The organism is Shinella sp. WSD5-1, assembly GCF_963942435.1.
GTDB classification, from domain to species: Bacteria; Pseudomonadota; Alphaproteobacteria; order Rhizobiales; family Rhizobiaceae; genus Shinella; species Shinella yambaruensis.
The window spans coordinates 134,139-153,788 of sequence record NZ_OZ012598.1; the positions used below are offsets into that span (position 1 = coordinate 134,139).

Sequence of the window (19,650 nt, forward strand, 5' to 3'; positions counted from 1 at the left end):
GGGAGGCGGGCCATCACCCGCCTTCCGCCGTCACGGCGGAGGGAATCCATGTCGCATCTCATTGAAATGTCTGGAATATCCAAGGCATTCGGCGGCAGTGTCGCACTTCGGGATGTGTCGCTGGCGCTTGCGCCTGGCACCGTGCACGCCCTGATGGGCGAGAACGGCGCCGGCAAGTCGACGCTGATGAAGATCCTTGCCGGCGTGCATCAGCCGGACAGCGGCGAGATCCGCCGTGCGGGCCGCCCCGTCGCCTTCGCCAATCCGCGCGCCGCGCTGGAAGCCGGCATATCGACGGTGTTCCAGGAGCTGTCGCTGCTGCCCAACATGACGATCGCGGAAAACATGTTCCTCGGTCGCGAGCCGGTTGGCCGTCTTGGCGGCATCGACCGGCGGCGCATGCGGCAGGAGACGAAGGGCGCGCTCGCCCGCCTCGGCCTGACGCTCGATCCGGACATGCTGGTCTCCGAACTGTCCATCGCCGAGCGGCAGTTCGTCGAGATCGCCCACGGCATCGATGCGGATGCCGACGTCTTCATCCTCGACGAGCCGACCGCCGCGCTCAACGCCGCCGACGTCGAGATCCTCAACCGGCATATCCGCGCGCTGCGCGATGCCGGCAAGGCCATCGTCTACATCTCCCATCGCATGGACGAGATCTTTGCGATCTGCGACGTGGTCACGGTGCTGAAGGACGGCCAGCGCGTCGGCACGAAGCCGCTCGCCGAGATGACGCCGGCCTCGTTGATCGCGATGATGGTCGGGCGCGAGCTGCAGGACCTCTTCCCGGAACGGGGCGAAGGAACAGGCGTGGCGGCGCTCTCGGTTTCCGGGCTGCGGCTCGATGCGGCGGCGCGGCCGTTTTCGTTTACGGTCGAAAAGGGCGAGATCGTCGGCTTCGCCGGGCTGGAAGGGCAGGGCCAGCAGAAGGCGCTGCGGGCACTGGTCGGGCAATTCGCGCCCGTTGAAGGCGTGGTGTCCCGGCGCGGCAAAACCATCCGCCTGCCCGTGGCGAAGGAAAGCGGCATGCGGCATTGGCAGGCGCTCGGCGGGGCGTTCGTGCCCGAGGATCGCAAGGATGAGGGACTGTTCCTCGGCCATTCCGTCGGCCAGAACATCGTCGCGGCGCTGCATGCCGGCCGGCCGGCGCTGAAGGCAGCCAGGCGCTACGGCACCGTCATCGCCGAGACGATGCGCCGGCTGAACATCAAGGCCTCGGGTCCATCCGCCCCTGTCGGCGCGCTTTCCGGCGGCAACCAGCAGAAGGTGTTGCTGAGCCGCTACCTCGCCACCGATGCCGACCTCCTCCTGATCGAGGAGCCGACGCGCGGCGTCGATGTCGGCGCCAAGGCGGAAATCTACCGGATCCTGCGCGATTTCGCCGAGGCGGGCGGCGCCGTGCTCGTGCTCTCGCGCGAGACGGTCGAGCTCATCGGCCTCTGCGACCGCCTCTACGTGATCCACGGCAATACCATCGTGTCGGAAATGCGGGCCAGCGATGCGACCGAGCACGGCATTCTCGACGCGGCCCTCAGCGCATGACGGACTGGACCGCCCGATGAACCCTTCTTCTTCCTCCCTCTTCGGAAAACTGCTGGCGGGCCGCGGCAGCCGGCAGGGCCTCTGGCTGCTGCCGCTCGTCATCGCGCTTGCCATGGCGCTCTGGCTTGCGGCGGCCACCAGCCAGTTCGGCCAGTGGAGCAACCTTGCCAATCTCGTCGCGCAGGGCATGCCGCTGCTCATCACTGCGGTCGGGCAGATGTTCGTCGTGCTCGTCGGCGGGCTGGACCTGTCCATCGGTTCCGTCGTCAGCTTCACCACGGCGATCCTCGCGCTCGACCTGCCGGGCGTCATCACCCTTCCCGGCGTCTTCCTGCTTGCCGCGCTGATCGGCGCGACCAACGGCTACTGCGTCACCCGGCTCAACGTGCACCCGATCGTTGCGACGCTGTCCATGCAATATGTCGTGCTCGGCATCACCCGCGTGCTGCGCCCGGTCTCGGGCGGCGCAGTGCCGGATGGCGTGCGCTGGATGGTCGAGGGAACGTTTCTCGGCCTTCCGCTGCCGGTCTTCTGGGGCATCGTCACGATCCTTCTCGCCTGGAAGCTGCTTTACGGCTCGCGCTACGGCCTGCATCTCTTCGCCATCGGCGGCGGCGTTGCCTCGGGCTCGAGCGATGCTGCACGCAACTTCGGCATTCCCGCCAGCCGCAACATCCTTCTCGCCTATGTGATCTGCTCGCTCTTTGCCGCTCTTGCCGGCGTGTTCCTTGCCGGGCGCATCGTCTCGGGGGATCCGAATGTCGGCCTGCTGATGGAGCTCGACGCCATCACGGCGGTCGCGATCGGCGGCACGCAGCTTTCCGGCGGCGTCGGCAGCCTGCATGGCACCATCATCGGCGTTGCGGTGCTCGCGCTGCTCTCCAACGGCATGAACCTGCTCAACGTTACCCCCTTCGTCCAGACGGCGGTCAAGGGCGTCCTGCTCCTGGCGGTCGTCGCGCTCCAGTCGCGCAAGAAGATCGGACTGTGACCATGTCGGCTTTCGTCAGCTCGCCTCTCTTCCGGCGGATTTCCAGGGTCCCGCCATCCTATTACCTGCTCGCCGCGCTGCTCGTCATCCTCTTCGTCGCGCGCCCGCAGATGCTCAACGCCAATGTACTCGGCGTCTTCGTGCGCCAGGTCGTGCCGCTCGGCATCCTCGTGCTCGGCCAGCTTCTGGTGATGCGGGTGAAGTCGATCGACCTGTCGGGTGGCGGCATCATCCTTCTCATCAACTATTGCATCTCGTCCGGCATCTTTCCCGGCGCCTCGCTCGGTTTCTACGTCGCGCTCGCGCTGGCGACCGGCCTTGCCATCGGCCTCTTCAACGGCCTGATGGTGGCCAAGCGTCGCGTTTCGGCGGTCATCGTCACGCTGGCGCTCTCCATCGTGCTCGTCGGCTTCGTGCAATACCTTTCGAGCGGCAAGCCGCCGGGCGACGTGCCGAAAATCTTCGGTGAGCTGTTCAATACCCGTTTCATTGGCCTGCCGAGCCCGGTTCTCTTCTGGATCGCGCTCACCGCGCTGATGGCGCTGCTGCTGTCGCAGACCGTCTTCGGCCGTTTCGTCGCCGCCGTCGGGGAAAGCATGCCGGCCGCGCATTTCTCCGGCGTGCCGGTGGAGCGCACGGTGATCCTTGCCCACACGCTCGCCGGCCTCATGGCCGCGCTTGCCGCGCTCGTCCAGACGGCCTCCATCGCCGTCGGCAGCGTGCGCGTCGGGCTCGACCTGCCGATTCTCTCGGTCGCCGCGACCATTCTCGGCGGTGTCGTCTTCGGGCGGGGCGAGGGCGGCGTCTGGGGGCCGTTCTTCGGCGTGCTCTGCTTCGCCTTCCTCTTCGTCGTCATGACGATGTTCGGCGTGGGCGACGCCGGCAAGCTCGTCGCCCAGGGCCTGATCATCCTGCTCGCGGCCATTTTCTACGGCCTTCGCGCCGGCAAGTGACAACAACCGACAGCCATTCAAGGAGGACGTCAATGGCGGACAAGCGCTCAATCCTGTGCTTTGGAGACTCGCTGACATGGGGCTGGATCCCGGTGAAGGAATCCGCACCGACCCTGCGCTATCCCTATGAGCAACGCTGGACCGGGGCCATGGCCGCAAGGCTCGGCACGGGCTACCATATCATCGAGGAAGGCCTCAGCGCCCGCACCACCAGCCTCGACGATCCGAACGACACGCGGCTCAACGGCAGTGCCTATCTTCCGGCCGCGCTCGCCAGCCACCTGCCGCTCGATCTCGTCATCATCATGCTGGGCACGAACGACACGAAGTCCTATTTCCACCGTACGCCCTACGAGATCGCCAACGGCATGGGCAAGCTCGTCGGCCAGGTGCTGACCTCGGCCGGCGGCGTCGGCACGCCCTATCCGGCGCCGCGGGTGCTCGTCGTCGCCCCGCCGCCGCTGGCGCCGATGCCCGACCCTTGGTTCGAGGGCATGTTCGGCGGCGGCTACGAGAAGTCGAAGCAGCTGGCCGGCCTCTACAAGGCACTTGCCGATTTCATGAAGGTCGAGTTCCTGGCCGCCGGCGACCACGTCGCCACCGATGGCGTCGACGGCATTCATTTCTCGGCGGAAACCAATATCAAGCTCGGGCACGCCATCGCGGACAAGGTCGCGGCGTTGTTCTGAGCAAGGCCACTCCGGCTCCTCCCCGGCCGGAGTGGCACCTTCCCAGGCCTCGCTCCTGTCGAACGTCGGCAGGCCGGCTGCTGTTGCGCCGCATCATGTCATTTGAGTGCTTGCCGCTGCCCTTCCCGGTGGATTTCCTCGCACAGGCAATTCCACCGGTCCGGCCGGGCGGCTAAGGTGCCGCTGCCATTGCCAGGGGACTGCACATGCGGAGAGCGGCCGAATGACGACAATCACAGTGGACGCGGTCCTCGATCGTGCCGGCGCCGGGGCCTATCAGCGGCGGCTTCTGGCGATCTTCGGCCTGGTCTGGACGGCCGATGCGATGCAGGTGCTCGCGGTCGGTTTTACGGCGGCATCGATCGCCGCCACGTTCGGCCTCACGGTTCCGCAAGCCTTGCAGACCGGCACGCTCTTCTTCCTCGGCATGCTCGTCGGCGCCGCCGGTTTCGGCAGGCTTGCGGACCGCATAGGCCGGCGACGGGTTCTGATCGTCACGGTCGCCTGCGATGCGCTCTTCGGCACGCTGTCGGTCTTCGCGCCGGATTTCACCATCCTGCTCGTGCTGCGGTTCCTCACCGGCGTGGCCGTGGGCGGTACGCTGCCCGTCGACTATGCGATGATGGCGGAGTTCCTGCCGGCCAGGAATCGCGGCCGCTGGCTGGTCATGCTCGAAGGGTTCTGGGCCGTCGGTACGCTCATCGTCGCGCTTGTCGCCTGGGCCGTCAGCCTTGCCGGCATCGCGGACGGCTGGCGCTACATCTTCGCGGCGACAGCGCTTCCGGCGCTCATCGGCATCGGCTTGCGCTTCCTGGTGCCGGAATCCCCCCTCTACCTCTTGCGCCTCGGGAAGACGCAGGAGGCGAAGGCCGTCCTCGACAGGATCCTCGTTGCCAATGGCAAGGCGCCGCTGGCGGCGGATGTGCCCTTGGTCTCGCCGCCCGTCGTCGGTAAACCCGGCATCTTCGGCGCCGATCTGCGCCAGCGCAGCCTGATGATCCTGGCGATCTGGTTTCTCGTCTCCGTCTCCTATTACGGTGTCTTCACCTGGCTGCCGCCGAGGCTGGCGGGGGAGGGCTTCGGCTTCGTCCGGGGATACGGCTTCCTCGTTTTCCTCGCGCTGGCCCAGATACCCGGCTATGCGCTGGCCGCCTACGGCGTGGAGACATGGGGACGCCGGCCGACGCTGACGGGCTTCTGCCTGCTGTCGGCGCTGGGATGCCTGCTGTTCGTCGTCGCCGGAACGGGGATGCTGATCGGTGCGTCCCTGTTGCTCATGAGCTTCGCCCTGCTCGGCACCTGGGGCGCGCTCTATGCCTTTACCCCGGAGCTCTATCCCACGGCATCGCGGGCGACAGGCATGGGCACGGCAGGCGCCGTGGCCCGGCTCGGCGGCTTGCTGGCGCCGTCCTTGACGGGGCTTGTCGTGGAGCAGAGTTTCGGCCTTGCCATCGGCATCTTTGCCGGCCTTCTCGTCGCCGCCGCGGTCGCGGCCTTCCTGATCGATGCGGAGACGCGGCAGGCATCGCTGGCCTGAGCCGGCCCCAATCCGGCGAAATCCTGCGGCAGAGGCGGGGAGCGGCAAAGCGCTGCCTGCTCCGCCTCGGCGCGGCACAGCCGGCGTCGCGCTACAGCAAACCCTTGTGCTGCCGGGGCGCATCATGCCATTAGGACGTCTTCCTGCGGAGACTGGTACATGATCAAGAACACAATGGCCGGACGACCATGGAAGAGCCTGGTGTTTGTTGCATCCCTTTTCCTGTGGACATCGGCACATGCAACGCCCGTGCTCGTCGTGGATGCCGACAATCATCGGGTGCTGCATGCGGAGGATGCCGGGGTGCCCTGGTATCCCGCCTCGACGACCAAACTTATGACGGCGCTCGTCGTGTTCGAAGCGATCCGCGCCGGCGAGGTGACCCTGACGACACCCGTCACCATGACCCGCAACGCAACGAAGCAGGCCTTTCTGGAATCCGGCCTCACCCTCGGTCGGACGATGACGCTCGAAGACGCGCTCTTTGCCATGATCACCGCTTCGGCAAACGATGTCGCCGTGGCGCTGGCGGAGGCGGTGGCCTCCGATGAGGCCTCCTTCGTTCGACGCATGAACGAGACGGCGGCGCGCATCGGGCTCACCGGCACGCATTTTTCCAATCCGAACGGCCTGTTCGACCGGAAGAACTATACGACGGCGCGCGATCTTGCTGTTCTCGGCATGGAAGTGGACCGGCTGTTCCCGGAATATCGCCGCTTCTTTCTGGCGTCGGCCGTCACGATCGACGGCAAGGAGATCAAGTCGAACAACCTGCTCTTGACCCGCTTCAGCGGCACCATCGGAATGAAGACCGGCTTCCTGTGCGCATCCGGGCGGAATTTCGTCGGACTGGCGACGCGCAATGGAAAACGCGTGATGGTGGTCGTTCTGGGCGCGACGACCGAACGGGAACGCAACGAACGGTCGGCGCAATACCTGACGGAGGCCTTCGATGGCCGCCTGTCTTCCGATGCGGGACTTCTGGAAGACCTTAAGAACCGGACCGATGTCGCGCCGCAGGACATGCGCATCCTTCTCTGCACCGACAAGAGCGCAGCCTACGAGGCGAGCCGGAACGCGCTCTATCCGATGGGCCTGCCGGGTCACGAGACCTATCTGCAGGACGAGGTGCCGGGGCAGGTCCGCGTGATCAGCACCTGGGCCGTGGACAATGCGGACGACGTGCCGATACCCACGCGCCGTCCTTCCTGACCGCTGCAACGAACCGCTTGGCGGCGCCCGCCCTCCAAGGGGCGGCCCTTCATGAGGATGCGGCCTCGTGTTGCCGGGCGATGTGGCCTGCCAGATGGTCTGCATCGTGCCAGACGCCCCAGATGAAGGACGAGGCGCGGCGTGATAGCCAGGGCAGGCCGAGGAAATAGAGGCCCGGCACCTTGGAGACGCCGCGCTCGTGCACCGGCCGTCCCTTCTCGTCGAAGGCGTCGATCTTCATCCAGCCGTAATCGACCGCATAGCCGGTCGCCCACAGGATCGTCGTGACGCTGGCCTCGCGGAGGTCCAGCGTGAGCAGCGGATCGGTCACGCAGGCCGGGTCGGGCTCCAGGATGCGCGCGGCGGGCTCTTCCGGCAGGTCGAGGCCGTTGCGGGCGGCATAGTCGTCGGCGAGGTCGAGCAGGGAGAGGTAGTTGGCGTCGCCGAGCGCGATGTTCCGGGCGAGATCCGGCGCGAATGTCATCACGCCGTTCCGGAAGGCCTCGGCGCGGCCGACGAGCGTCATGCCGCGCGTCGCGAGCCGGCGGAAGTCGACCGTCTGCCCGCCATAGGCGCCGCTGACCGCGATCGTGACATGTTCCGTATTGGGGGCGGGAACCTTGAGGTCCCAGATGCCGAGCGCGCCCAGCCACCAGCAGAAGTCGCGCCCGCGATAGCGCCGCGGCGGGCGGTCGTGCGGGCCGACGGAGAGATAGACGCGCCGGCCCGCGCGCAGCAGCTCGTCTGCGATCTGCGTGCCGGACGAACCGGCGCCGATCACCAGCACCGCGCCTTCGGGCAACTGGCCCGGATTGCGGTACGTGTTGGAATGCATCTGCCGGATGCCCGCCTCGGCCGGCACGACGGCCGGGATGACCGGGCGCTGGAAGGCGCCGGTGGCGGAGACCACGCGTCTCGCCTCGATCACACCGTCGGACGTCTCGGCGCGAAAGGCGTCGCCCTCCTTGCGCAGGACCCTGACCTCGACGCCGCAGCGGATGGGCGCCTTGATCTTCTCGGCATAGGTGACGAAGTAGTCGGCCACCTGTTCCTTGGAGGCGAAGGCGTCGCCGTCGAGCCCTTCGAAGGTCATGCCGGGGAAGCGGTCGTGCCAGGCGGGGCCGTTGGCGACGAGGGAGTCCCAGCGGGCGCTGCGCCAGCTTTCGGCAATCCTGCCTTTTTCGATCACGAGATGGGGCACGCCGCGTTTGCCGAGATGCTCGCTCATCGCGACGCCGGCCTGGCCGGCACCGATGACGAGCGTGTCCACTTTTTCCACTGGCATGCCGCTTTCCTCTTCCCTTGCCGAAGCGTCGACCTTGCAGCCGACCCATGCGGATTTGTGTAGTGGAAGGCGAAAGAGGCGGACATGAGCGTTTGGTTCAGCGCTGGTTAGGCGGCCGCTAAGCTCGCCTTTGGATCATGATTTATGTATACAATTACTCTCTGCTTTCATTGAATAAAACCGGAGATTTGTGAGCGAGCTGGGTCTCCTCAACACCCTTGGGCTCGTGAGGCGTGCAATCTTCAGCAGAAGATTTTCGGAGAACGAGTCGCTCCTTACAAAAAAGTGGCCTCGGATTGGAGGCGCCAGGATAGGGCTTCATATCATATCGTGCACGCTTAACATTTGAAAAATAATAAAAAATCCAAGGACCCTGGATGGTGGCGTCGAGCCGGGAGCGGCTGGCTGCTTCTTTTCCGGGGCTCGTCTCGAAGTGGAAGCGGAAAGGTAATTCTGGCCATCCCAGGCATAATCGCATGCATGATTGTTGCAAATATTTGCATACAATATTGACAGATGTGATAGCTTGTAGGACGCTTGGTCAAATGGCCAAGAGGAAAGCATGACCCAGGTGCCCCCATCCCCGGCGGTTTCGATCCGGACGGTTTCCAAGAGCTTCGGCAAGGGAATCTATGCCTTTCGCGTGCTCGATGATGTCTCGCTCGACATAGGACGGCGCGAGTTCTTCACGCTGCTCGGGCCGTCCGGCTGCGGCAAGACCACGCTGCTGCGGCTGATCGCCGGTTTCGAGACGGCCGATAGCGGCGCCATCGCCATCGAGGGCGAGGACGTCACGGCAAAGCCGCCGTTTCACCGTCCCGTCAACACCGTGTTCCAGAGCTATGCGCTGTTCCCGCACCTGACGGTGGAGCAGAACGTCGCCTTCGCGCTCGAGGAGCAGGGCATGGCACGCGATGCGATCCGCAGGCGCGTCGGCGAGGCGCTGGAGATGATGCGCATGGGCGCCTTCGCCAGGCGTCGCCCGGCCGAGCTGTCCGGCGGCCAGCAGCAGCGCGTGGCGCTTGCCCGCGCACTGGCGCCGCGGCCGCGTGTGCTCCTCTTGGACGAGCCGCTTTCGGCGCTCGACCTGAAGCTGCGCAAGGAAATGCAGATCGAGTTGAAGATGCTGCAGGAGGAGGCGGGCATCACCTTCCTCTTCGTCACGCACGACCAGGAGGAGGCGCTTACGCTCTCCGATCGCGTCGCCGTCATGCAGTCCGGCAGAATCCTCCAGATGGGGCCGCCGCGCGAGATCTACGAGGCGCCGACCCACCGTTTCGTCGCCGACTTCATCGGCGACATCAACCTGCTCGATGGCGAGGCGCTGCCGGGCGGCGGCGTTCGCCTCGATAGCGGCACCGTGCTGCCGGCCGCTCATGCTGCGTCCGGCCGGGTGACGGTCGCCATCCGCCCCGAGCGGGCGCGGCTGGTGCCGGCCGGCACGGGGGCGCTGGAGGCGACGCTCGTCCATTCCGCCTATCTCGGCACCGCCATGCTGCACAAGCTCGAGCTGCCCGGCGGCGGCACCTTCCTGCTGCGCCAGTCCGATCCCGCCGAGGCCGCGCCGGAAGCGGGACGCCGCGTCGGCCTTTCGCTGCCCGGCGAGGCGCTGCGGGTGCTCGCGCAATGAGCGTCGCCTTTCGCCGTCTCTGCCTCCTGTCGCCGGCCCTTCTTGTCATCCTGCTTTTGGTCGGCGTGCCGCTGTGCCTCATGGCCTGGGTCTCGCTGCTCGACAAGGGCGGCAGTGCCGGGGTCGACTGGTCGTCCGCTCCCTCGGCGGCGAACTATGTGCGCCTCGTCTGGGAGGAGGATTTCGACGGAACGATGATCCTCAACACCGGCTATCTGGTGATCTTCCTGCGGTCGGTGGCGCTCGCCGCCGTCACCACCGTGCTCAGCCTTGCGCTCGGCCTGCCGGTGGCACTGTGGATGGCGAGCCTTTCGCGCACCGGGCGCGACGTCATGCTGCTGCTGATCACCATTCCGTTCTGGACGAACCTTCTGGTGCGCAACTACGCCTGGCTGATCATCCTGCGCGAGGACGGCTGGGTCTCGCAATTCGTCAACATGCTCTCGCCTTGGCCGGTGCAGCTGCTCTACAACGACGCGGCGGTGGCGATCGGGCTCACCTATTCCTTCCTGCCCTTCACCATCCTGCCGCTCTACACGGTGTTCGAGAAGTTCGACTGGCGCCTGCTGGAGGCCGCGCACGATCTCGGCGCGACGCGCCGGCGGGCGCTGCGCCGGGTCGTGCTGCCGATCGCCACGCCCGGTATCGTGGCGGGCGCGCTGCTCGTCTTCATTCCCTGCCTCGGCGCCTTCGTGACGCCGGCGCTGCTCGGCGGCGGCAAGACGCTGATGCTCGGAAACATCATCCAGATGCAGTTCGGCGCCTCGCGCAACTGGCCCTTCGGGGCGACGCTCGCGGTCGTGCTGCTCGCCATCATGCTCGTCGTGATGACCGCCATGGCGCTCTGGCGCAACAGGAGGACCGCATGAGCCCGCGGCGTTTCCCCTTCACGCGCGAAACCGCGCTGCTCGTGCTGGCCTATCTCTACGTGCCGGTCGTGGTGTTGATCGTCTATTCGTTCAATGCCAATCGCACGGCGACGGTCTGGACCCATGCCTCGGTGGACTGGTACGGCCGCATCCTCGTCAATCCCTCGATCCAGGCGGCGGCCTGGAACTCGCTGGTCATCGCGGTCTGCGCCGCCACGGCCGCGACCGTCCTCGCGCTGCTGGCGGCGCTTGCGACCCGCCGCGCCTTTCTCGGCCGCGGCGCCTCGGAGGCGGTGCTCAACATGCCGCTGATCCTGCCGGAGATCGTGGTGGCGGTCGCCACGCTCATCCTCTTCGTCTCGCTCGGCGTGAAGCTCGGGCTCGGCGCGATGGTAGCGGCTCACACCGCCTTCTGCATCCCCTTCGCCTACCTGCCGATCCGCGCGCGGCTGGAGGGCATCAGCGGCACCTACGAGGAGGCGGCGCACGACCTTTACGCCAATCGCGTCCGCACCTTCCGCCGGGTGACGATGCCGCTGCTCTGGCCCGGTGTCATGGCCGGCTTCACGCTCGCCTTCGTCACCAGCCTCGACGACTTCCTGACCTCGTTCTTTCTCGCCGGCCCCGGCATGACGACGCTGCCCGTCTACATCTTCTCCGCCATCCGCGCGGGTATCTCGCCGGAGATCAACGCGATCTCGGCGGTCATGCTGGTCGTCTCGGTCCTGCTCGTGTCGCTTTCGTTTTTCCTCGGCCGCCTGCGCCGATAACCTGGAGGAGCCCCGCAATGTCCCTGAAATCCTGCCTCGGCGCGGCCTTTGCCGCCGTCGCCCTTCTTGCGTCGCCCGCGGGCGCGCAGGATGCGGAAAAGACGCTCTATTTCTACAACTGGACCGACTACTACCCGGTCGAGCTTCTGGCGAAGTTCGAGAAGGAGACGGGCATCAAGGTCATCCTCGACGGCTATGACAGCAACGACACGCTGCTCGCCAAGCTGCAGTCGGGCGGTGCCTCCTACGATGTGATCGTGCCCAGCGACTATGTCATCCCCGGCCTCGTCAAGGACGGGCTGCTCATGAAGATCGACACGCATGCCATGTCGAACTACGCCCATATGAAGGATGCCTTCAAGAACCCGGAATTCGACCCCAGGCACGAATATTCCGCGCCCTATCTGTGGGGCGTCACCGGCCTTGCCTATGACAGCGCCCAGGTGCCGGGCGGCACACTGGAGCCGAGCTGGAAGGAGTATTTCGAGCCGCGGCCGGAGCTCGCCGGCAAGATCGCCGCGCTCGACACCGCAAGCGACGAGATCCTCGCCGCCTCGCTCTATCTCGGCATTCCGCAGTGCACGGAGAGCAACGAGGATGCCGCCCGCATCCTGGCGCTGCTGCAGGCGCAGAAGGAGAAGCTGAAGCTCTACAGCTCCGACAGCACCGTCGACCGCATGGCCTCGGGCGAGGTGGCGATGCACCATCTGTGGAACGGCGCCACGGCGCGGGCCACCGCCCAGCGCGATACGATCCGCTTCCTCTATCCGAAGGAGGGGACGCCGATGTTCCGTGACAATTTCGCGGTTCCCGCCAATGCGCCCCATCCGGAAAACGCGAAGATCTTCATCAACTGGATGATGGCGCCGGAAAACGCCGCGGCCGTCTCCAACGCCATCGCCTATGCCAATGCCATGAAGTCCGACGAGTTCCTGAGCGACCAGTGGCGCAAGATGGATGCCATCAACATGCCCGAGGACTTCGCCTCGCGCCTCGTGGCCACGCAGGATTGCAACGGCAAGGCCCGCGAGCTGCGCGACCGCATCTGGACGCGCCTGAAGGGTTGACGCTGCAGAGACCGCGCGGCCCTTCGCGGGCCGCGCCGGTGCGACTTCAGGCGTAACGCGCGACGGCGAGGTCGGTGGCGTCGATCTCCGGCTTCCGGCCGGAAACGAGGTCGGCGATGACGCGGGCCGAGCCGGAGCTCATCGTCCAGCCGAGCGTGCCGTGGCCGGTGTTGAGGAAGAGGCCGGCGACCTTGGTCGGGCCGATGACGGGCGTGCCGTCCGGCGTCATCGGGCGAAGACCGGACCAGAAGCTCGCCTTCGACACGTCGCCGCCGGGGAAGAGATCGGTGACGGAGTGCTGCAGCGTCAGGCGGCGGGGCTCGCCGAGATCGTTGGTATAGCCGGAGATCTCGGCCATGCCGCCGACGCGGATGCGGTCGCCGAGGCGGGTGATGGCGATCTTGAAGGTCTCGTCCATCACGGTCGATTCCGGTGCGCGCGCGGCATCGGTGATCGGGATCGTCAGCGAATAGCCCTTGACCGGATAGACCGGCAGGCGGATGCCGTGCGGGCGAACGAGGAGCGGCGAGAAACTGCCGAGCGCGACGACCACGGCATCGGCCGCGAGCACTCCGTGGGCGGTGACGACGCCGCGGACACGGCCGCCGTCCACGTCGAGCCCCCGGATGATGCTGCCATAGTTGAAGGTGACGCCGAGTGCCGCGGCCTTCGCCGCCAGCGCATTGGCGAACTTGAAGCAGTCGCCGGTCTCATCCTTCGGCGTCAAGAGACCGCCGACGATCTTTTCGCGCACATGTTTCAGCGCGGGTTCGACGCGGATGCAGCCCTCGGGGTCGAGCACTTCATAGGGAATGCCGTCGGCAGCGAGCGCCTTGACGTCCTTGGCCGAGGCGTCGAGCTGGGCCTCGGTGCGGAAGAGCTGCAGCGTGCCCTGCATGCGCTCGTCATAGGAAATGCCCGTCTCCGCGCGCAGCGCGGCGAGCGAGATGCGGCTGTAGTCGGCAAGGCGCAGCATGCGGCTCTTGTTGAGGGCATAGCGGGCCGAGGTGCAGTTGCGCAGCATCTGCGTCATCCAGGACAGCATGGCCATGTCGACCTTGGGGCGCAGGATCAGCGGCGCATGCTGCATGAACAGCCACTTCATCGCCTTCATCGGAATGCCGGGCGCGGCCCAGGGCGAGCAATAGCCGAAGGAGACCTCGCCGGCATTGGCAAAGCTCGTCTCGAGCGCCGGGCCGGGCTGGCGGTCGACGACCGTGACCTCGTGGCCGGCGCGGGCAAGCTGGTAGGCCGAGGTGACGCCGACGATGCCGGCGCCGAGAACGATGACTTTCATGATGTCCTCATTGGGGAAGAAGAAGGCTCAGCGGTACTGCCGCCGGTAGCGTTGGCCGAGGCCGGTCAGGATTTCGTAGGCAATGGTGCCCGCATCGCGCGCCACGTCCTCAAGGTTCTGATTGGGGCCGAGGATCTCGACACGGCTGCCGAGCGTGAGGCGGCCCTCCGGCAGGGCGGAGATGTCGATCGTGATGCTGTCCATCGAAACGCGCCCGACGATGGGCAGTCGCACGCCGTCGCAATAGGCGGCGCCCCGGCCCGAGAGGCTGCGGGGCAGGCCGTCGGCATAGCCCGCGGCGATGGTGGCAAGGCGCGCCGGACCGGCCGTGACATGGCTGGCGCCGTAGCCGACGCGCGTGCCGGAGGGCACGCAACGGGTCTGCACCACGGCGACGTCGAGGCTGACGACCGGCTCCATCGGGTTCGCCCGGCCGGCGGTTGGCGCGCCGCCATAGAGCGCGATGCCGGGGCGGGCGAGCACGCCGTGATAGGCCTTGCCGAGAAAGATGCCGCCCGAATTGGCAAAGCAGACGTCGAGGCCGGGAAATTCCGCCGCAACGCGCTCCATCTCGGTGCGCTGGTCTTCGTTCTGTTCGCTCTGCGCATCGTCGGCGGAGGCGAGGTGGCTCATCAGGAACAGGACGTCGATTCCGCTGGCGCTGACGAGGCCGGCAAGCGCCGCGCGCTCTTCCGGCGGCACGCCGAGGCGCGACATGCCGGTGTCGAATTGCAGTACCGCCGGCAGCGTGCGGCCGAGGGCCTTCGCCATGCCGCTCCACGCGTGCCACTGTTCCAGCGAATTGGCGACCGGCACGATGTTTTCGCGGGCACAGGCGTTTTCGTTTCCGGGCTGCAGGCCGTTCAGCACGAAGACCGCGGCGTCGGCCGCCAGAAGCGGGCGCAGGCGAAGCGCCTCGACGAACTGCGCGACGAAGAAGTGGCGGCAGCCATGGGCGTAGAGTTTCTCGGCCACCCGGCCGGCGCCGAGCCCGTAGGCATCGGCCTTGACGACGGCAGCGGCGCGCGCCGGGGCGACCTCGGCGGCGAGCTTTTCATAGTTGCGGGCGAGCGCCCCGAGATCGATGCGGAGATAACCCGATGCACCGTCGATCACGGTCGTTCCGCCGGTCCTGTCCCGTAGTATGCCGCCGTCCATCCCAAGCCCCCTCAGTTGCGCGAAGCCTAGTGAAACGATCGTGAAATTGCCGAGGAAACAGCGATTGATTGTTGCGTCAAAGCATGATTTTTGAACGAAACGACGACGATTTGGAATGATCTGCCATGGCCGCCCTCGACGCGATCGACCGCAACATCCTCCGGCTCCTGCGGCTTGATGCGCGCATGAGCAATGCCAGCCTTGCGGCCGATGTCGGCCTCTCCCCGTCCGCCTGCCTTCGCCGGATCAAGCTGATGGAGCAGGCGGGCGTCATTCGCGGCTACACGGCGCTGGTGGACACGTCGAATGTCGAGGCGAGCATCGCCGTCATCATCAACATCACGCTGGAGCGGCAGACGGAGGATCATCTCGATCGCTTCGAGGCTGCGGTGCGCAAGCATCCGGAAATCCGCGAATGCTTCCTGATGACGGGCGGTTCGGACTACCTGCTGCGCGTCGAGGTGGCCAATGCGGGCGAATTCGAGCGCATCCACAAGGAAATCCTCTCGGCCATGCCGGGTGTCTCGCGCATCCATTCGAGCTTCGCGATCCGCAACGTGCTGGCGACGCGGCCGCGGGGGCGGCGGTAGGCGGAACCCCGGGCGTCAGGTCCGGCCGCCGTAGTATTTCTCCGCGATGCCGCGGGCGGCGGCGGCGGCCTTGCGGCCGATCTCATGCATGCGGGCCATGTCGGCGCGCGCGGTCGGCGCCGCCACCGCCAGCGCGCCCATCGGCCGCCCGCCGGGCGTGAGGATCGGCGCTGCGGCGCTGATGACGCCGATCTCGAAGCCCTGCTGGCTGATCGAATAGCCCCGCTCCACCGTTTCGCGCAGGAGCGTGCGCACGGCGTCCGCATCCGTCGCCGTATGGGCGGAAAAGCGCTCTAGCGGCCGCGCCAGCGCACGGTCGATCTCGCCGGGCGGTAGGAAGGCGAGATAGGCGAGCCCCGATGCGGTGGCATGGAAGGGCAGCACGGCCCCGGGATCGACGATCACGCGGTGCGCCTGCGCGGAATCCTCCACATGGATGGTGGAGAGCCGCCCGCCGGAAAATTCCGACAGGTGCACCGTCTCGCCGGCCTCTTCCGCCAGCGCCTTGACGAAGGGGGCGGCCACGGCGACGAAGGGGAAACGCGCCTGGCGCAGGCGCGCCAGGCGGACGGGTGCCGCGCCGAGACGGTAGCGGCGCGTCTCCTCGTCCTGTTCCACGAAGCCGTGTCTTTCCAGCTCCACCAGAAAGCGCCGCGCCGTCGCCTTGTCGAGCGCGGAAAGCCGCGCGAGGTCGCTGAGGCCGATATCCTTGTCGAGTTCGGAAATCAGGTCGAGGAGGGAAAGGGCCTTTCCGATGGTGCTCATGCTGCGCTCCGCGGCGTTGTGTCTGTCATCCCGCAAGGGTCAGTTCCTGCTGCCTGCCATTCCTGTTTCCGCACGCTCGACCAATCGAGATACTTAACATGAGAAATAACTTGACGGCGGAACTGGCTTTTGCAAATCTATAATTAAAATACTGGTTCAAATAATGAACCTCAAGGAAAATGTTTCGTGGGAACCGCCGTCGCCTCGGCACGGCATCGGACAAGCGGCTGCCGGACGCATGAAGGCGGCCGCCAGGATGGGAGCAAGATCATGACAGAACACAGCGTGCCGCCCGGCGGCGCGAACCAGTTGCGCAAGAACAGCCTCGGCGTCGGGGCGGTCACATTCCTCGTCGTCTCGGCGGCCGCGCCGTTGACGGCGGTTGCCGGCGGCGTGCCGCTGTCGATGATGCTGGGCAACGGCCCGGGCATTCCGCTGACCTTCGCCTTCGTGACGACGGTGCTGCTGCTCTTTGCTATCGGCTATGTCGCCATGGCCCGGCATATCAGCAATGCCGGCGCCTTCTACGCCTATACGGCGCAGGGCCTCGGCGGCCTTGCCGGCGGCGCCGCGGCGCTCGTCGCCATCCTCGCCTACAATGCCATGCAGATCGGCGTCTTCGGCCTGTTCGGCGCCGCCACGGCCGGCTTCCTCGCCGGCTACGGCCTCGACCTGCCCTGGTGGGTCTGGACCTATATCGGCATCGCCCTCGTCGCGGTCTTCGGCTATCGCAGGGTGGATTTTTCCGCCCGCGTGCTCGCCGTGCTCGTCGTGCTGGAATATCTCGTCGTGCTGGTCATCGACGCCGCCATCCTCGTGAAGGGCGGCGACAGCGGCCTTTCCGCCGCGCCCTTCACGCCGTCGGCCTTCTTCTCGGGCACGCCGGCCATCGGCATCCTGTTCTGCTTTGCCGCCTTCATCGGCTTCGAGGCGACGACCATCTACAGCGAAGAGGCCCGCGAGCCGGAAAAGACCGTGCCGCGCGCCACCTACATCTCCGTGCTGATCATCGGCCTCTTCTACATGCTGACCTCCTGGCTGATGGTCAACGGCGCGGGCGTCGACAAGCTGGTGCCGGAAATCCAGGGCCTCGCCGACCCGACCACCTTCCTCTTCGGCCTGGCGGACCGCTATGTCGGCGGTGGCATCACCACCATCATGAGCATCCTCTTCATCACCAGCCTCTTTGCCGGCGTCGTCGCCTTTCACAACGGCGTTGCCCGCTATCTCTACGTCGCCGGCCGCGAGGGCCTGCTGCCCAGGGCGCTCGGCGTCACCCATCCGGTGTTCCAGAGCCCGCATGCCGGCTCGGTCGTGCAGACGGTCATTGCTGTCGCCGTCGTCGCGCTCTTCGCCTTCACGGGGCAGGATCCGGTGCTGGCGCTGTTCTCCTGGCTCACCAATGTCGGCACGCTGGCGATCATCCTGCTGATGGCGCTGACCGCCTTCTCCATCGTCGCCTTCTTCGGCCGCAATCCGGGCCTCGAAGGCAACCGCATCGTCACGACGGTGCTGCCGGTGCTGACGGGCCTTATCCTCCTGGCGCTGGTCTTCTACATTGCCACGAATTTCGGCGCGCTGGCCGGTGCGGAGGGGGCGCTTGCGGTGTTCCTGCCGGGCCTCGTGCTGATCGCCGCGATCATCGGCCTCCTGTGCGCCTTGCGCCTGAAGGCGGGCGATGCCGGTGCCTTTGCCCGGCTCGGCGTCCGCCGGGAAGTGTGAGAATCCGGGTGGCGCTCTGGCGCCACCCGTCCTTGAAGGAAAGATCATGCAGGAAAAGATCGAAGCGTTCCGCAACCTCGCCGTCGCGCCGCAGGCGCTGTTCATAAACGGCATCCGGCAGGACCCGGCGGATGGCGCGGTGCTGGATGTCGTCTCGCCCATCGACGGGCGCAGGCTGACGACCATCGCGGATGCCGGTGCGGAGGATGTCGACCGAGCGGTGAAGGCCGCCCGCGCCGCCTTCGAAAGGGGCCGCTGGGCGAAGGCGGCGCCGGCCGAGCGCAAGCGGGTGCTGCTGAGGATCGGCGAGCTGATCGAGAAACATGCCCTGGAACTCGCCGTGCTCGGCGTGCGTGACAACGGCACCGAGATTTCCATGGCGCTGAAGGCCGAACCCGGCAGCGCCGCCGGCACGTTCCGCTACTATGGCGAGGCGATCGACAAGGTCTATGGCGAGATCGCGCCGACGGCCGGCGACATCCTCGGCCTCGTCCACCGCGAGCCGGTCGGCGTCGTCGGTGCCATCGTGCCGTGGAATTTCCCGCTGATGATCGGCGCGTGGAAGATCGCCCCGGCGCTCGCGGCCGGCAATTCCGTCGTGCTGAAGCCGGCGGAGGCCGCCTCGCTGACGCTGCTGCGCCTTGCCGAACTTTGCGCCGAGGCCGGGCTGCCGGAGGGCGTGCTGAACGTCGTGACCGGCCGTGGCGCGGTGGCCGGGGAGGCGATGGGCCTGCATCCGGATATCGACGTGCTGGTCTTCACCGGCTCAGGCCCCGTCGGCCGGCGCCTGCTCGAATATTCCGCCCGTTCCAACCTGAAGCGTGTCTATCTGGAGCTCGGCGGCAAGTCGCCGAATATCGTCTTCGCCGACGCGCCGGACCTCGACCGCGCGGCCAAGGTCTCGGCCTATGGCATCTTCCGCAATTCGGGGCAGGTCTGCGTGGCCGGCTCGCGGCTGCTCGTCGAGCGCTCCATCGCGGAGGAATTTTCGCAGAAGGTGGCCGAGATCGCCGCCGCGATGACGGTCGGCGATCCGCTGCTGTTGACCACTGAGGCCGGCGCCGTCTCCAGTGAGGCGCAGCTCGGCAAGAATCTCGGCTTTGCCGAACAGGCGCTTTCCGAGGGCGCCAAGCTGCGCACCGGCGGCAAACGTGTCCTTGCCGAGACCGGCGGCTTCTACATGCAGCCCACCGTCTTCGACGTCACGCCGGACATGACGCTCGCCCGCGAGGAGGTTTTCGGGCCGATCCTCTCCGTCATCCCCTTCGACAGCGAGGAGGAGGCCTTGCGCATCGCCAACGGTACGGATTACGGCCTCGCCTCGGCCGTGTGGACCGCCGACCTGTCACGGGCGCATCGCATGGTGCGCGGCATTCGCGCCGGCGTCGTGCATGTCAACACCTATGGCGGGGCCGACAACACCGTGCCGCTCGGCGGCGTTCGCCAGTCCGGCAACGGGCACGACAAGTCCCTGCATGCGCTGGACAAATATCTCGACCTGAAGACGGCCTGGATCCAGCTCTAGGACCGATCGACATTCAATCCATGCCGGTCTGCAAATGGCGCTTTTCCG

Annotated in this window: 17 protein-coding genes; 13 read left to right on the forward strand and 4 right to left on the reverse strand. The window is 66.6% G+C overall.

The genetic code is table 11. From position 1 onward, the window contains the following. Window positions 1-48: 48 nt before the first annotated feature. From AABQ55_RS27430 to AABQ55_RS27455, 6 genes are all read left to right on the forward strand, one after another. A complete protein-coding gene (locus AABQ55_RS27430; protein ID WP_272808342.1) occupies window positions 49-1,542 on the forward strand; it encodes a sugar ABC transporter ATP-binding protein in 1,494 nt (497 codons plus the stop codon). A 16-nt stretch (window positions 1,543-1,558) separates the two neighbouring features. Further along, entirely contained in the window at window positions 1,559-2,533 is a 975-nt protein-coding gene (locus AABQ55_RS27435; RefSeq protein WP_272808341.1) for an ABC transporter permease, read from the forward strand. Window positions 2,534-2,535: 2 nt separating this feature from the next. Next, complete coding sequence (locus AABQ55_RS27440) at window positions 2,536-3,486, forward strand: ABC transporter permease (protein ID WP_272808340.1); 951 nt, start codon at window positions 2,536-2,538, stop codon at window positions 3,484-3,486. A 32-nt stretch (window positions 3,487-3,518) separates the two neighbouring features. Further along, the gene (locus AABQ55_RS27445) at window positions 3,519-4,175 is read left to right on the forward strand and encodes an SGNH/GDSL hydrolase family protein (RefSeq protein WP_244770217.1); all 657 of its coding nucleotides are present in this window, start codon (window positions 3,519-3,521) and stop codon (window positions 4,173-4,175) included. Between the two features lie 223 nt (window positions 4,176-4,398). Continuing rightward, the gene (locus tag AABQ55_RS27450) at window positions 4,399-5,712 is read left to right on the forward strand and encodes an MFS transporter (protein ID WP_272808339.1); all 1,314 of its coding nucleotides are present in this window, start codon (window positions 4,399-4,401) and stop codon (window positions 5,710-5,712) included. 159 nt (window positions 5,713-5,871) lie between these two features. Further along, a complete protein-coding gene (locus tag AABQ55_RS27455; RefSeq protein ID WP_272808338.1) occupies window positions 5,872-6,924 on the forward strand; it encodes a D-alanyl-D-alanine carboxypeptidase family protein in 1,053 nt (350 codons plus the stop codon). A gap of 49 nt (window positions 6,925-6,973) precedes the next feature. On the opposite strand, the gene AABQ55_RS27460 is transcribed toward AABQ55_RS27455, so the two are convergent. After that, window positions 6,974-8,209 carry a flavin-containing monooxygenase gene (locus AABQ55_RS27460; protein WP_272808337.1) on the reverse strand — a complete coding sequence of 412 codons (1,236 nt, stop codon included), beginning with the start codon at window positions 8,207-8,209 and terminating at the stop codon, window positions 6,974-6,976. Between the two features lie 562 nt (window positions 8,210-8,771). Between AABQ55_RS27460 and AABQ55_RS27465 the strand changes: the two genes are divergently transcribed. Genes AABQ55_RS27465 through AABQ55_RS27480 form a run of 4 tightly spaced genes read left to right on the forward strand, consistent with a single transcriptional unit; the run spans window position 8,772 to window position 12,545 of the window. Beyond that, window positions 8,772-9,839, forward strand: a complete 1,068-nt coding sequence (locus AABQ55_RS27465; RefSeq protein WP_272808336.1) for an ABC transporter ATP-binding protein — start codon at window positions 8,772-8,774, stop codon at window positions 9,837-9,839. Further along, on the forward strand, window positions 9,836-10,708 hold the full coding sequence (locus tag AABQ55_RS27470; protein ID WP_272808335.1) for an ABC transporter permease: 873 nt from the start codon (window positions 9,836-9,838) through the stop codon (window positions 10,706-10,708). Before AABQ55_RS27465 ends, AABQ55_RS27470 begins: the two co-directional genes overlap by 4 nt. Further along, the gene (locus AABQ55_RS27475; RefSeq protein WP_272808334.1) at window positions 10,705-11,478 is read left to right on the forward strand and encodes an ABC transporter permease; all 774 of its coding nucleotides are present in this window, start codon (window positions 10,705-10,707) and stop codon (window positions 11,476-11,478) included. The genes AABQ55_RS27470 and AABQ55_RS27475 overlap by 4 nt, the downstream gene beginning before the upstream one ends. Before the next feature lie 17 nt (window positions 11,479-11,495). After that, entirely contained in the window at window positions 11,496-12,545 is a 1,050-nt protein-coding gene (locus AABQ55_RS27480) for an extracellular solute-binding protein (protein WP_272808333.1), read from the forward strand. Between the two features lie 46 nt (window positions 12,546-12,591). Here AABQ55_RS27480 and AABQ55_RS27485 read toward each other — a convergent pair whose 3' ends face one another. Together AABQ55_RS27485 and alr are read right to left on the reverse strand one after the other, a co-directional pair. Next, window positions 12,592-13,842 carry a D-amino acid dehydrogenase gene (locus AABQ55_RS27485; RefSeq protein WP_272808332.1) on the reverse strand — a complete coding sequence of 417 codons (1,251 nt, stop codon included), beginning with the start codon at window positions 13,840-13,842 and terminating at the stop codon, window positions 12,592-12,594. 27 nt (window positions 13,843-13,869) lie between these two features. Then, entirely contained in the window at window positions 13,870-15,000 is a 1,131-nt protein-coding gene (gene alr, locus AABQ55_RS27490) for an alanine racemase (RefSeq protein WP_272808331.1), read from the reverse strand. Between the two features lie 125 nt (window positions 15,001-15,125). Between alr and AABQ55_RS27495 the strand changes: the two genes are divergently transcribed. Further along, window positions 15,126-15,590, forward strand: coding sequence for an Lrp/AsnC family transcriptional regulator (locus AABQ55_RS27495; RefSeq protein ID WP_064333838.1), 465 nt, complete (start codon window positions 15,126-15,128; stop codon window positions 15,588-15,590). A 15-nt stretch (window positions 15,591-15,605) separates the two neighbouring features. Here the strand turns inward: AABQ55_RS27495 and AABQ55_RS27500 are convergent, their stop codons facing one another. Next, window positions 15,606-16,355 (reverse strand): IclR family transcriptional regulator, encoded by a 750-nt coding sequence (locus AABQ55_RS27500; RefSeq protein ID WP_064334037.1) that lies wholly within the window; start codon window positions 16,353-16,355, stop codon window positions 15,606-15,608. Window positions 16,356-16,625: 270 nt separating this feature from the next. Between AABQ55_RS27500 and AABQ55_RS27505 the strand changes: the two genes are divergently transcribed. Continuing rightward, window positions 16,626-18,077 carry an APC family permease gene (locus tag AABQ55_RS27505; protein ID WP_272808330.1) on the forward strand — a complete coding sequence of 484 codons (1,452 nt, stop codon included), beginning with the start codon at window positions 16,626-16,628 and terminating at the stop codon, window positions 18,075-18,077. A gap of 46 nt (window positions 18,078-18,123) precedes the next feature. Beyond that, a complete protein-coding gene (locus AABQ55_RS27510; RefSeq protein WP_272808329.1) occupies window positions 18,124-19,602 on the forward strand; it encodes an aldehyde dehydrogenase in 1,479 nt (492 codons plus the stop codon). Window positions 19,603-19,650: the final 48 nt, after the last annotated feature.

Excerpts from the sequence above, each read along its gene's own strand:
- AABQ55_RS27430 (WP_272808342.1), top strand. The coding sequence starts at position 49 with ATGTCGCATCTCATTGAAATGTCTGGAATATCCAAGGCATTCGGCGGC.
- AABQ55_RS27435 (WP_272808341.1), top strand. The coding sequence starts at position 1,559 with ATGAACCCTTCTTCTTCCTCCCTCTTCGGAAAACTGCTGGCGGGCCGC.
- AABQ55_RS27440 (WP_272808340.1), top strand. The coding sequence starts at position 2,536 with ATGTCGGCTTTCGTCAGCTCGCCTCTCTTCCGGCGGATTTCCAGGGTC.
- AABQ55_RS27445 (WP_244770217.1), top strand. The coding sequence starts at position 3,519 with ATGGCGGACAAGCGCTCAATCCTGTGCTTTGGAGACTCGCTGACATGG.
- AABQ55_RS27450 (WP_272808339.1), top strand. The coding sequence starts at position 4,399 with ATGACGACAATCACAGTGGACGCGGTCCTCGATCGTGCCGGCGCCGGG.
- AABQ55_RS27455 (WP_272808338.1), top strand. The coding sequence starts at position 5,872 with ATGATCAAGAACACAATGGCCGGACGACCATGGAAGAGCCTGGTGTTT.
- AABQ55_RS27460 (WP_272808337.1), bottom strand. The coding sequence starts at position 8,209 with ATGCCAGTGGAAAAAGTGGACACGCTCGTCATCGGTGCCGGCCAGGCC.
- AABQ55_RS27465 (WP_272808336.1), top strand. The coding sequence starts at position 8,772 with ATGACCCAGGTGCCCCCATCCCCGGCGGTTTCGATCCGGACGGTTTCC.
- AABQ55_RS27470 (WP_272808335.1), top strand. The coding sequence starts at position 9,836 with ATGAGCGTCGCCTTTCGCCGTCTCTGCCTCCTGTCGCCGGCCCTTCTT.
- AABQ55_RS27475 (WP_272808334.1), top strand. The coding sequence starts at position 10,705 with ATGAGCCCGCGGCGTTTCCCCTTCACGCGCGAAACCGCGCTGCTCGTG.
- AABQ55_RS27480 (WP_272808333.1), top strand. The coding sequence starts at position 11,496 with ATGTCCCTGAAATCCTGCCTCGGCGCGGCCTTTGCCGCCGTCGCCCTT.
- AABQ55_RS27485 (WP_272808332.1), bottom strand. The coding sequence starts at position 13,842 with ATGAAAGTCATCGTTCTCGGCGCCGGCATCGTCGGCGTCACCTCGGCC.
- alr (WP_272808331.1), bottom strand. The coding sequence starts at position 15,000 with ATGGACGGCGGCATACTACGGGACAGGACCGGCGGAACGACCGTGATC.
- AABQ55_RS27495 (WP_064333838.1), top strand. The coding sequence starts at position 15,126 with ATGGCCGCCCTCGACGCGATCGACCGCAACATCCTCCGGCTCCTGCGG.
- AABQ55_RS27500 (WP_064334037.1), bottom strand. The coding sequence starts at position 16,355 with ATGAGCACCATCGGAAAGGCCCTTTCCCTCCTCGACCTGATTTCCGAA.
- AABQ55_RS27505 (WP_272808330.1), top strand. The coding sequence starts at position 16,626 with ATGACAGAACACAGCGTGCCGCCCGGCGGCGCGAACCAGTTGCGCAAG.
- AABQ55_RS27510 (WP_272808329.1), top strand. The coding sequence starts at position 18,124 with ATGCAGGAAAAGATCGAAGCGTTCCGCAACCTCGCCGTCGCGCCGCAG.